We start from the raw sequence: 12,482 nt of genomic DNA, 5'->3' as shown, positions 1-12,482 counted from the left end.
AGGACAAAATCTTAATATTTAACAGTTAACTTTATTTTGTAAAATGTGATATATCTATTTGTACTAATTTATTATTGCTTAATAAAAACTTTGGATAAAAGGAAATAAAGAAGTGGGAATGTGAAGATAGGAAGTGTAAAACGGTGGAATTGGAAACGGTTATGCAGGAGCTAGAAGCACTAGGTAAGGAACGGACAAAAAAGACATACATAAGTAACGGGGCACATGAGCCACTATTTGGAGTGGCAACAGGGGCAATGAAGCCGATTGCTAAGAAAATTAAAATGGATCAGCAATTAGCCAATCAATTATATGCAACAGGTAATTACGATGCCATGTATTTTGCGGGGATAATTGCAGAGCCTTTGAAAATGACTGAAGAAGACTTTGAAAGTTGGATTGATGGAGCTTATTTCTATATGCTTTCAGACTATGTAGTTGCAGTTACTTTAGCTGAAGCCGATATTGCGCAAGAGGTAGCCGATAAATGGATTGCAAGCGGAGATGAACTTAAAATGTCAGCTGGTTGGAGCTGTTACTGTTGGCTATTAGGGAATCGCTCGGATACTGAATTTGACGCACTCAAGATTTCTAATCTGCTTGACCAGGTGAAAGATACAATACATGAATCTCCAGAACGAACAAAATCTGCGATGAATAATTTTGTTTATACAGTAGCAATTTCATATGTACCTCAACATGAAAAAGCAGTTGAAACTGCAAAAGCAATTGGACCAGTCGAAATGAAAAAGGAAAAGAAAAAAAGCACCATTTTACTTTGCTCTGAAAAAATTCAAAAGGATTTAGATAAAGGTTTATTAGGATTTAAGCGTAAGCACGTAAGATGTTAAAGATTTTTATTAAACGCATTAAAGCAGAGCGATCCCTCTTTTTAAAATTGTAAAACCTTATATAAAAAAAAGCCTAACTTTTACTTTAAATAAAAAAGTTAGGCTTTTTTATTTTTTATGTTGGTTTCAGCTGTAATCGTAAAAATAAAAGCGTTGCTAAACTTTATTTAAAAAGGAGCGCTGATTAAATAAGCGCTAAATTTATGCATTTTGTTTACTGAGATTTCGCTGAGCTGCCATATAGCTCCCAATTATATTTTGATAACCTGGGAGATTACTAGCAAGCAAATTGCCAAAGCCTTCGACATCGTTACGCCAATCGCGTTGTAATTCGCAAGCTACGCTAAACCAGTTCAATAGTTGCACACCACTATGGGCCATACGCGTATTAGCGGCATCTGCAACTTGTTTACTAAAAGTTCCTGAAGCATCAGTAACAGCAAATACTTCATACCCGGCATTTATAGCGGAAAGTGCAGGGAAAGCAACACAAACGTCCGTAACTACGCCTGCGATAATCAGTTGTTTTTTTCCGGTTTCTTCGATTGCTTTTACAAAATCATCATTATCCCATGCGTTAATTTGTCCAGGACGAGCTATTTTTGGCGCGTTAGGAAAAAGATCAACTAATTCTTGCATAAGTGGTCCATTAGGTCCATTTTCAAAGCTTGTTGTTAAAATAACTGGTAAATCAAAAAACTTAGCAGTATGAGCAAGAGCTAAAACATTGTTCTTGAATTCATCAACACCATAATCACGCACTAGGCCAGCCATCAGACCAGTTTGATGATCCACTAAAAGAACAACAGCTTCATCTTTATTAATACGAGAATAGAGATCAGACATTATGTATTCCTCCTAAAAATTAAGTAATTGAATTAATTTCTTCGTTTATAACAATCAGAAAAGGTAGACTGAGTTTTTTAAAATACCTAGTTTCCTTCTATTAATCTAAAACAGGAGTTTTATCTATCCAATTTATGAATTGGTGTAAATAACGCTGAAGATAACGTTTTGTTTGTTCGTCAGTAAGCACTTTCTGATCGGAATCAATTTTTTCATGAACTTGGGAAATCAGCATTTTTTGAAATGGTATGATACCGTCAACATCCTGGATAGCAGATTTAAATGATGTCACTGCTTCTGGAACACTTGTTTCTAGGTCTTCATTGAATAAAGGTAGTTCATTAAGTTCAATCCAACGAAATTGATGGGAATCAACCATCTCTGTTAACGATTGAGCAATGATTCGATTATAAGAGTTTTTTCGTAAACTACCACAAATAAGACCGATTGTATTAGACATATATTCCCTCCTTTGTTAAAATCAACTAAATATTACCATAATATTCCAAAATCTTAAAAGTGGCTTTATACCTTTTTATCTTTTTTATTTAATTAGTTATTTTGGCTTAAGGGGGTGACAACGATCCAATTTCTTATTGTCCGGAGGTTAGAAACAGGGATTCGGATGCGAGCAGCTATTTTTTATAGACAATAAATAACTTCGGACAAAGGAAAAAACTCCCATTAAGTCGTATATACAATAATTGACAAAATGGCGATGCTATTTTAAGCCATACATTTTAGGAAGGGCTGTGATACCAAACGCCAATTTGAGTTGCATAGAAATCTAGAATTCTCTAATTTGATTTTGCCATTTAAGTTCTTCAATATTTTCAATAATTTCACACCTTGGCTTAAACAAATAAATTGTAATCAAATATATTAATTGATTAATATTTTTAATTTGCAATTTTAATAGTAGGGAAGATAGAATGTTTTGCAGTAGAGAGTTATTGTGAAGAGAAGGAAGAATATCGGTTTAATAAAGAAAATTCATGGGAGGAAATTTAAATGACAAAATTAACTGTAGGTAATGAAAATCATGCCCCAATTGAACTTTATTATGAGGACCATGGGTCAGGAAAACCCGTCGTATTAATTCATGGTTGGCCTTTAAGTGGACGCTCTTGGGAATACCAGGTACCAGCTCTTATTGAAGCAGGTTACAGAGTCATAACATATGACCGTCGAGGCTTTGGAAAATCATCTCAGCCGTGGAATGGATATGAATATGATACTTTTGCTTCTGATTTACATAAACTGTTAAAACATTTAGATCTTAAAAATGCCACACTTGTTGGTTTTTCTATGGGTGGAGGAGAGGTAGCTCGATATATTAGCAGCTATGGAACAGATCGTATTGAAAAGGCTGTTTTTGCTGGAGCAGTTCCTCCTTATTTATACAAATCAGATGATCATCCCGAAGGAGCATTAGATGATGCGACAATTGAAGAATTCAAAAGAGGCGTGATAATTGATCGCATTGCATTTCTTGACAAATTTATGAAGGGATTTTTCTCGGCTGGTAATCAAACGGATTTAGTTAGTGAACCATTCCGTTTATATAATCGGGATATCGCAGCTAGCGCATCACCTAAGGGAACGCTCGATTGTATAACGGCCTTTAGTAAAACAGATTTTAGAAAGGACTTGGAAAAGTTCGATATACCTACTCTTATTATTCACGGTGACTCTGATGCAACTGTACCTTTTGAGTTAAGTGGTAAACGTACATATGAGTCCATTCCTGGTAGTAAGCTTGCTCTAATAAAGGGTGGTCCGCATGGATTAAACGCGACTCATCCAAAAGAATTTAATGAAGCGTTACTAACATTTTTAAAAGAGTAATTAATATAGTTTTTATATAAGGAAGACAAGTAGTTCCTCAAAAATAATAGCTTAACTTTACTCTTTCGTGACGACAAATATAAATAAATTTGAGAGCCGAACATCGGCTCTCATTTTAGTTTTAGAAGTCTAATGAAACTCTTCATTTATTAATAAACTGGAAAATCTCTTTAACAGCTTGGTGATACCCTCCGGCTTCTCGAAAAGATTTCTTTATGCTGTCGATTGCTTTATTGTAGGACGAGTTATTTTTTAACACTTTTTCTGCGGCTTCACGTAGTTGAATTTGTGTTAAATTTTGTGATTGTAATTGCAAACCTGCACCAATCTTGGCTACTTGCTCTGCAATGATTGGCTGATCAGCGTTTTGTGGGATTACGATTAATGGAACTCCAAAATAGAGACCCTCACTTGTGCTATTCATTCCACCATGAGTAATAAATAATTTAGTATATTTTAGTACTTCGGTCTGTGGAACAAATTGTTTTACAATAAAGTTTGAAGGAATAATTCCTAAATCACCTAGATTGGTATGTTTACCAATCGACATTAAGACTGCGTGTTCACTATTTCCAAATGCTTCAAAACATAACTTATAAAAATCAATTGAGCGGTTAAAAACAGTTCCCAGAGAAATATAGATTGGACTTTTACGTTTAAAGGTAGAAAGGTCAAAGGGATCTTGTTGTATTCGAGAACCGATAGATGGACCGACAAATTTATATGTATGATTAAAGACATCCCCATCAGGTTGAAACTCTTTAGTTGTATATACGATTGTTAATGGTGCGGGATTACAAAATACTTCATAATATGAATTGATCTCTACACCATATTTATTCTTAATATTTAATGACAGTTTCTTAAATTCATCATTAATCGGTACAAGTATCTCTTTGGGGATATTTTTTGATTGCTTTTCCAACATTTTATCGAATGTTTCTTTAGTCTCTGTAAAAGAAGTACAGGAACTGATAGCGGGAAGATTAAGAATTTGAGCAATTAAACGTCCACAACCAAACATTGAATCGTGTATGATGTAATCGAAATGCTCCCCTTTAATCTGTTCAAGAATACTAGGTATTACGATATCTGCTGTATGTAATAGACCATTGATTCGTTCAAGTAAATGAGTTCGACCACCTGAGAGAAAGGCTTTAATAAATTTTTGTTCATCAATTGTCCGCATTGTAGCTCCAGTCTTTTCAATTCGATCTCGAAAAGACTCTATCGAAAAGTAGACAACCTCTTCACCTCGTGAAATAAGCTCTTCTACAACTGCAATAGTAGGATTAATATGCCCCTCTGAGCCCCCATTAATAAATAAAACTCGAGCCATTCCAAACACTCCTTGGTTCAATTTATACCTATATAAAAGTAATTTGATTAAACTTAATTAAATAACATTGTATAATGTTAAAGTAAAAAATAAAAATAATAGAGGTGATGATGCTTGAAGGAACAATTAATTAATTTAACAAATACAGAAGACTTCGCTGAAATTTATAATGATTTAGGGGATGTTGATGTATGTGCTGTTGCGAAGGTTCTTTATGTATCAGATGACTATGTAATTTTAGCTAATATTACCCCTAATGGAATGTACGATGGCTTTTCATTAATGAAAACAGAAACTATTTTTCAAATTAATTTAGATTCTCGCTATCTACGAAAAATAAAAAAACTGTATATAACTAAGAAACAAACCCATATGAAGCTTGAATTGGAAAATAAAAATTTAATGGAGGGTATTCTTGATTTTGCTTATCAAAATAAATTTTTAATTTTGGTAGAATTATTGGGAAATGCCTACCTACAAGGTATCATTAAACGCAAAGAAGACCATATCCTCGTTTTATCAATCATAAACCAATATGGTGAATACGATGGAGAATCAATATTCAAGATAGAAGATATCACCTCAATGCATATTGATGATGAAGAAAGAAATTGTTTAAGATTACTAGATTTTGAGAATCGAGAATAATTCTAGAATATCGATTAATTTTTAATCAGGTTGGAATAGATGAAAAAAAATTGCCTACATAATAGAAAGTTTGTAGTTTTATAATTATAGGAAGTGAAAAAATGTTAACATATTATTCTATGCTCATAGCAGGATTGATTTTGATACTAAGTGCAGGATTTATATTTATGCCAATGTTTATTGATCGTGTATACTCATTGGTAAATATCAGTAAAAGCATTGGATGTTTATTACTTGGTGTATTACTTTTAACGTTTACTCTTCCAAGTCTTAAAAATGTTTTATTTAAACAATATGATGTAGTAAGCGGAAGATGTGTTATAGAAATTGATAGTTCAAGCCGGACCTCTGAAGCAGATTTTTATATGCAAGATACAGATGAAATATTTACTTATAGAGATATTCCTAAACTGGACGCTTATGGGAAATCCGTACCATATTATTGTAAGGTGACAGTTACAAAGGATCATAATTTTGAAGTAAGTTACAAAATATATAATAGCAAAACAAGAAAATTAATTTTGGCAAGTGAGTAGTTTATTAAAAAACTACTAATTTAGTAAAAAACACTATGGAAATTTTACATTCGAATAATCGTTAATAAATTTTTACATAAAGAGAATTAATATGATAAAGGGTTTTTAATATTAAAGAGAGTAGAGCAATTATCGAAAAGTTTAGTTTCTTATACATCAAAGATGAACCAACGAAATTAATTGGAGCTAATGGATCTAATTGTAAATAATAAAGCTTAGGTTGTAGAACAAAAAGATTACTAGAAATAAAAAAAATAGAGGAAGATCCTCTATTAATAGTTGAACTTATAAACCGCCAAGTGCTTTAATCGTAGCAGGTCCTACAATTCCATCTACTTTTAAATGCCGGTCTTTTTGAAATTTGCGCACGGCTTGGTCTGTATTGTTTCCAAATATACCATCGATACCTTTAGTACTATAGCCGAGAACTGTAAGCTTTTGTTGAAGCTTTTTAACTGTAGCTCCACGATTTCCCTTTTTTAATACAGTTCCAGTTGGGATAACAGCATTTGAACCACCACTACTACTTGTTACTTTATATCCATTTGCATTTGCTATTGAGTCAAATGATTTACTTGAAGTTGTAATGACTACAGGTGTGCTCAATTTTACTCTATCAAAGAGCCATTCTACTTCATTATCATACATTCTCACACAGCCATGACTGACGTATTTGCCAATCGAACTTGGGTTATTGTTACCGTGGATGGCATATGTAGTTCCCCATGTACCACGTGCATTTAATCCAAGCCAACGGTTTCCGAGTGGATTCCGTGGATCACCGCCAGGAATATGACCCGTATAGTAAGGTCTATTCACAATCTTATTTACGACTTTAAACTTACCTTCTGGCGTTAGAGATGGACTTTTACCAGTGGCTACTTTAAAAACTTTGTAGAGTTTACCATTTTCATAATAAGCTAGTTGATTTGTTGATTTATTAATTATAATGAACTGAGATGTAGCAGCCTGACTAGGTTTAATACCAATACCTACAAACATAAGACAGGTTAAAATTAAAACAGCAAGCCATTTTTTTATCAATACCGTCCCTCCCAAATTAAATTTTCAAAATCTTAATCAATTAATCCTATGACGGTAGGAGTTGTCCATGTGTCATATTTTTCAAATTTGCTCATAATTGCTGGAAAACATGACGATTGTAACGGTATTGAATAGTGCTTTTTACTTATATAGTTGTATTATTAAATTAGTAAGACAATAGTATATTTCAATAGTGGAGGTGAAATGATGAAAATTAATAATTATATGCTCCAACTATCATTCCTAATCATCATTATTTTTGGTGGGACTTTTGTCATTCATTTAATTAAAACGGGTGAATTTTTATTAGATCAAATTATTGGATTTTCAGTAGGGATCTTAATCCTATTCTTTACTTTAATTTGGAGGAAATCTAGCAAACTTTCATAAGTCGTAAAATTTGAGAAATCTAATACAACAAATTTCGAGTTATATAGTAGAATGAAAGAATATAAGTTTAAGAAATTTAATATGTTCTTTAATTGTATAAGAAACTAGACTATATATTTAAGAATAAGAGTTAAATATTATAGTCTTTCAAGTCATTAGCTAGGGAGGAACGATTTTGTTTAAACGTATTTCTTTCTTTATTTTTGTTAATATTTTAGTGTTAATTACAATAACAACGATTACAACATTATTAGGTGTACCGCGTTATATTGGCGATGGGGGATACTGGGCACTGCTTGCATTTAGTGTAATTGCAGGATTTAGTGGAGCGATTATTTCATTGTTATTTTCTCGTATAATGGCCAAATGGGTTATGGGTATAAAATTAATTGATCCTCGTTCTCCACAAACTGATCGTTTAAATTTTGTACTAGAAGAGACTTATCGACTAGCAAAACTTGCTGGTTTAAAGAAGATGCCACAGGTGGGCGTATATGATTCAGTTGAAGTTAATGCTTTTGCTACAGGGCCTAGTAAAAGACGATCTTTAGTAGCTGTTTCTAGTGGTATGATCGAGACAATGGATCGTCCAGCGATTAGTGGTGTTTTAGCACACGAAATTGCCCATATAAAAAATGGGGATATGGTTACAACAACATTATTACAAGGTATTATTAACACTTTTGTCATTTTCTTCTCCCGTTTAGTTGCAAAAATAGTTTCTAATTTTGTAAGAGAAGAGTTATCTTATGTAGTTTATTTTCTTTGTTCAGTAGTATTTGAGATCGTATTTAGTATTTTAAGTAGTCCAATTATTTTCTGGCATTCAAGAAAACGGGAGTTTAAGGCGGACAGGTATGCGGTAGAACTTGGTGGGAAAGATAACATGATTCATGCATTAGAATCATTAAGTCGAAATATTAAATTAGTTGATGATCGTCAAAAATCAATTGCAGCTTTTAAAATTAGCGGTAAAGAGAAATTTGCAAGATTATTCTCAACGCATCCACCATTAGAAAAACGAATCGAACGTTTAAAATCATTATAAAAGTTAAAAGGCTTTTTACATTTAACGGTGTAAAAAGCCTTTTTTTGCATGAAATTGAAAGAAGGATTTCATTTAGTTTTAGGGAATATAGATACTAAAAAGATGAGGTGTACTTTAATTTGGAGAGAGATAAAATTGAAAAATTGAAGACAGTAGGAATAATTTTAGGTACCTTTGTTATAACCCTCGGAATTATCTTTTCTATTGCTATTATTAATTTTAATCATGCTAAAGCACATCCCATTATTACCCAAATTCCTAAATCAAAAAGAATAATTACTCTGGTTAATAAAGAAGAATTAATAAACGTGGATTCGAATCTAAAAACTAGTGTTTGTGAAGTGATCGAACTTCCAAAACCAGATAATAAAAATCAGTATCAAATTGTTTGTGATGATTCTGAGAAATATGGATTTACTGATAAAGAAATAATAGATAAAAATTCTCACTCTGCCTTGAAAGTTGGTGATACTGTTTACTTAACAATTTATAAAGATGGTAAATTAATGGTGAAAATAGAAAATAAATAAAGGTTAGAAGTCATACATCCCTATCTCATTTTTAAAAAGAATAAAGGAACTTCAAATTAGATGAAGTTCCTTTTTCTTCTTTATTTATAGTTTTTCTCCATTTGAAGCAATTACGTCTTTGTACCAGAAAAATGATTTTTTCTTTTTTCGTTCTAATGTTCCACTACCGTCGTCATGTTTATCGACATAAATGAAACCATAACGTTTTGAAAACTCACCAGATGATGCACTAACAAGATCAATACAACCCCAGCTAGTATAACCCATCAATTTTACGCCATCTTGAATTGCTTCTCCCATAGCATTAATATGCTCACGTAAATAATCAATTCGATAATAATCATTAATTGTTCCGTCATCTTCAACTTTGTCATATGCACCTAGACCATTTTCAACAACAAATAACGGTACTTGGTAACGGTCAAACAATTGATTTAAACTAATTCGTAAACCTACAGGATCAATTTCCCAGCCCCAGTCACTTGCTTTTAGGAAAGGATTTTTAACTCCGCCAATCAGATTTCCTTGTGAGCTTTCTAAGTCAGATTTTTCCTTTTTCTCTGTTCTTGACATATAATAACTGAAACCAATATAGTCAACAGTGCCTTCTTTAATTAATTCTAAATCTCCATCTTGCATTTCAATATTAATATTGTTTTCTTTAAAGAAGCGATTAATAAATGACGGGTATTCGCCACGAATCTGAACGTCTGCACAAAAGTAATTAAAAAAGCGTTCTTCTTCAAGGGCAAACATTACGTTTTTAGGATTCGAATCAAATGAATAAACCGGAGCATATAAAATCATACAGCCAATTTGAGAATTTTGAATAATATCATGACAAGCTTTGACAGCAATACTACTTGCAACAAATTGGTGATGAAACGCCTGAAATGTTGGTTGGTATTTATCTTTTTCTTCTTTAATAGAAAAACCAAGCCCCATAATTGGCATAATTAAACCACTATTAATTTCATTAAAAGTCATCCAATACTTTACTTTGTTTTTATAACGATTAAAGATTGCGTTCACATATCTTTCAAAGAAGGTTACTACTTCTCGATTTCTCCAACCGCCATATTGTTTTACTAGATTTACTGGCATTTCATAGTGTGAAATTGTAACAACTGGTTCAATGCCATATTTGTGTAGCTCATCAAAAACACGGTCATAGAAAGCTAATCCATCTTCATTTGCTTCTAATTCATTTCCATTTGGAAAGATTCTTGTCCAAGCAATTGACATTCGGAAAACTTTAAAACCCATTTCCGCAAATAACGCAATATCTTCTTTATAACGGTGATAGAAGTCGATTCCTTCGTGGTTAGGATAATTATACTTTGATCGATCAATTTCAAAATTAAATCCAGGTGACTGTAAAATGTTCAGTCTTTCCTTTCCTCCTGGAAGAACATCGGCTATATTTAAACCTTTATTTCCTTCATAAAATCCGCCTTCCATTTGATTAGCAGCAGTAGCGCCACCCCATAAAAAATCTTTAGGAAACTTAAACTGATTCATTTTTTTACCTCCTAATTTCTTTTTAGTTGTTTACATAAATCCATATTTTTAATTAATGAGAATATAAACGAATCATAACGTTAACGGAGATGTTAGTAAATAAGTGAATGGAATCTAGTTTCTATTCACAAAAGTAAATAATTGTTTCATGAATGTAACGCTGTGTTTTTTATTTTGTATGTTAAGATAATAAAATAGATTAAATATAAGTAGTAGGCTATAAAAAAGGAGAACTATTTAAAATGTTTTCAAATGATCAAATCGCGTCTTTTAATGAATTAGAGTTATCTTTATATAATTACATTTCACAAAATATGGAAAAGGTCGCATATATGCGTATACGTGAAATTGCAGATGAAACCCATGTTTCAACTTCAACAATTTTACGTTTTTGTAGGAAGCTAAATTGCGAAGGCTTTTCTGAATTTAAAGTAAAGTTAAAAATGTATTTGGAAGAGGAGAAAAGAACCTTCGTAAAAAGCGCTCAACATACGCTAGTAGAATTTTTTGAGAGATCTTTAAAAGGGGATTTAGAAGATAAAGTTAAAGAGGCAGCTATTGAAATAAACAAAGCTGAAAATGTGATTTTTATTGGGATAGGTAGTTCAGGTATTCTTGCTGAATATGGTTCGAGGTACTTTTCAAGTTTAGGAAAATTTTCTCTTTATATAAAAGACCCACATTTTCCGATTCATTCTAAATTAACAAAAAATAGTATAGCAATCGCTTTGTCAGTCTCAGGCGAAACAATTTTCACAGTAATTCATCTGAATTTACTTAAACAAGAAGGCTGTAAAATAATTAGTATTACGAACAACAAATTATCAACAATAGCAAAAATTTCTGATCTAAATATTCCCTATTATGTAACAGAAGAGTATTTTGAAGAGGCAAATATTACTACGCAAGTTCCAGTAGTCTATATAATTGAATCAATAGCGCGCGAAATTTATCGAATTAATCAATAAATCAAATGCACTTTGTATATTTTTACTCATTAAAAGAAGGGATTTCTCCGAATGTAAGGAATGTTATTTATTCTGAAAAAGAATAAAGGAGTATTAATATTTATGAATTTAATCGATCCCACATTACATAAAGATTGGGTAACACCACATTCAAAAATATGGTATGAACAAATAGGCAAATTGTATGGGGAATACACATATCCCTGGAATTCGACAGTTAAAGAGCCGAATGGGGAGTTAATTTTTAATAATGAAGTATTTGAAATGATTAATAACAAAACTGTTTTAGATGTTGGGTGTGGTCATGGAGAATTTACTATTAAATGTAGTGAAAAAGCAATAGAAATTGTAGGATTTGATTTAACAAATGATTTTATAAAAAGTGGAAATGCATCGAAAAAATCAAATATGTCTTTTATTGTTGGCAGCACAAAAAATCGATTACCTTTTGAATCTGAACAGTTTGATTGTGCATATAACCGAAAAGGACCCACATCAGCTTATCAAGAACTTAAAAGAGTAGTAAAAAAAGGAGGCAAGATCCTTGGACTTCATCCTGGTGATGAGTTAGGAACTGAATTGCCTAAATTATTTCCTAATCTTTTTGAATCAATTAATAGTGAGAAACCAATTTTAAAAACGATAAAACAAAGAGTTGAAATAAGTAAGTTTGAAAGTGTAGAAATACAAGTTATTAATAGTTTTGAATTCTTACATACGCCGCTTGATGTTTTAAAACTAAGATGTTTCGGCCAAAAGAAATCACTATTAAATGAGATAATAGAAGAAAATTTAGTAGAAGTAAAACGAATATTTGAACAAAATGCAACTAATGAAGGACTACCGATTACTTTTTCGTGTTACATCGTTAGAGCTCAGGTTTAAATTTATTTAAGAGGATAAAAATATCCTC

The 12,482-nt window shown here is 32.0% G+C and carries 14 protein-coding genes; 9 read left to right on the top strand and 5 right to left on the bottom strand.

Annotated features, from left to right (window positions below; all coding sequences use genetic code 11):
- Nucleotides 1–143 precede the first annotated feature (143 nt).
- Nucleotides 144–851, top strand: a complete 708-nt coding sequence (locus BED47_RS15275) for a DNA alkylation repair protein (RefSeq protein ID WP_069034387.1) — start codon at nucleotides 144–146, stop codon at nucleotides 849–851.
- A gap of 201 nt (nucleotides 852–1,052) precedes the next feature.
- On the opposite strand, the gene ycaC is transcribed toward BED47_RS15275, so the two are convergent.
- Nucleotides 1,053–1,697, bottom strand: a complete 645-nt coding sequence (gene ycaC, locus BED47_RS15270) for an isochorismate family cysteine hydrolase YcaC (protein ID WP_069034386.1) — start codon at nucleotides 1,695–1,697, stop codon at nucleotides 1,053–1,055.
- Between the two features lie 100 nt (nucleotides 1,698–1,797).
- On the bottom strand, nucleotides 1,798–2,157 hold the full coding sequence (locus tag BED47_RS15265; protein ID WP_069034385.1) for an NADPH-dependent FMN reductase: 360 nt from the start codon (nucleotides 2,155–2,157) through the stop codon (nucleotides 1,798–1,800).
- Nucleotides 2,158–2,708: 551 nt separating this feature from the next.
- On the opposite strand from BED47_RS15265, the gene BED47_RS15260 reads away from it, so the two are divergent.
- Nucleotides 2,709–3,545 (top strand): alpha/beta fold hydrolase, encoded by an 837-nt coding sequence (locus BED47_RS15260; protein ID WP_069034384.1) that lies wholly within the window; start codon nucleotides 2,709–2,711, stop codon nucleotides 3,543–3,545.
- A gap of 142 nt (nucleotides 3,546–3,687) precedes the next feature.
- Here the strand turns inward: BED47_RS15260 and BED47_RS15255 are convergent, their stop codons facing one another.
- Complete coding sequence (locus tag BED47_RS15255) at nucleotides 3,688–4,884, bottom strand: macrolide family glycosyltransferase (protein WP_069034383.1); 1,197 nt, start codon at nucleotides 4,882–4,884, stop codon at nucleotides 3,688–3,690.
- A 114-nt stretch (nucleotides 4,885–4,998) separates the two neighbouring features.
- Here BED47_RS15255 and BED47_RS15250 point away from each other — a divergent pair, with 114 nt between their 5' ends.
- On the top strand, nucleotides 4,999–5,532 hold the full coding sequence (locus BED47_RS15250) for a hypothetical protein (protein WP_069034382.1): 534 nt from the start codon (nucleotides 4,999–5,001) through the stop codon (nucleotides 5,530–5,532).
- A 101-nt stretch (nucleotides 5,533–5,633) separates the two neighbouring features.
- Nucleotides 5,634–6,068, top strand: coding sequence for a hypothetical protein (locus BED47_RS15245; RefSeq protein ID WP_069034381.1), 435 nt, complete (start codon nucleotides 5,634–5,636; stop codon nucleotides 6,066–6,068).
- A 285-nt stretch (nucleotides 6,069–6,353) separates the two neighbouring features.
- Here the strand turns inward: BED47_RS15245 and BED47_RS15240 are convergent, their stop codons facing one another.
- Complete coding sequence (locus BED47_RS15240) at nucleotides 6,354–7,112, bottom strand: L,D-transpeptidase family protein (protein WP_069034380.1); 759 nt, start codon at nucleotides 7,110–7,112, stop codon at nucleotides 6,354–6,356.
- A 207-nt stretch (nucleotides 7,113–7,319) separates the two neighbouring features.
- Between BED47_RS15240 and BED47_RS15235 the strand changes: the two genes are divergently transcribed.
- The 3 genes from BED47_RS15235 to BED47_RS15225 all read left to right on the top strand — a co-directional run bounded on the left by BED47_RS15235 (nucleotide 7,320) and on the right by BED47_RS15225 (nucleotide 9,080).
- Nucleotides 7,320–7,502 (top strand): hypothetical protein, encoded by a 183-nt coding sequence (locus BED47_RS15235; protein WP_069034379.1) that lies wholly within the window; start codon nucleotides 7,320–7,322, stop codon nucleotides 7,500–7,502.
- Nucleotides 7,503–7,677: 175 nt separating this feature from the next.
- The gene (gene htpX, locus BED47_RS15230; RefSeq protein WP_069034378.1) at nucleotides 7,678–8,550 is read left to right on the top strand and encodes a protease HtpX; all 873 of its coding nucleotides are present in this window, start codon (nucleotides 7,678–7,680) and stop codon (nucleotides 8,548–8,550) included.
- 119 nt (nucleotides 8,551–8,669) lie between these two features.
- On the top strand, nucleotides 8,670–9,080 hold the full coding sequence (locus tag BED47_RS15225) for a hypothetical protein (protein WP_069034377.1): 411 nt from the start codon (nucleotides 8,670–8,672) through the stop codon (nucleotides 9,078–9,080).
- 84 nt (nucleotides 9,081–9,164) lie between these two features.
- Here BED47_RS15225 and BED47_RS15220 read toward each other — a convergent pair whose 3' ends face one another.
- Nucleotides 9,165–10,601: a glycoside hydrolase family 1 protein gene (locus tag BED47_RS15220; RefSeq protein WP_069034376.1), complete on the bottom strand. Its 1,437-nt coding sequence runs from the start codon at nucleotides 10,599–10,601 to the stop codon at nucleotides 9,165–9,167.
- 242 nt (nucleotides 10,602–10,843) lie between these two features.
- Here BED47_RS15220 and BED47_RS15215 point away from each other — a divergent pair, with 242 nt between their 5' ends.
- Entirely contained in the window at nucleotides 10,844–11,569 is a 726-nt protein-coding gene (locus BED47_RS15215; protein WP_069034375.1) for a MurR/RpiR family transcriptional regulator, read from the top strand.
- 102 nt (nucleotides 11,570–11,671) lie between these two features.
- Nucleotides 11,672–12,454: a class I SAM-dependent methyltransferase gene (locus tag BED47_RS15210; RefSeq protein WP_069034374.1), complete on the top strand. Its 783-nt coding sequence runs from the start codon at nucleotides 11,672–11,674 to the stop codon at nucleotides 12,452–12,454.
- Nucleotides 12,455–12,482 lie beyond the last annotated feature (28 nt).

It is taken from the genome of Gottfriedia luciferensis, from assembly GCF_001712755.1.
Classification (GTDB): domain Bacteria; phylum Bacillota; class Bacilli; order Bacillales; family Bacillaceae_G; genus Gottfriedia; species Gottfriedia luciferensis_B.
This window is presented reverse-complemented; position numbering and strand designations above follow the sequence as displayed.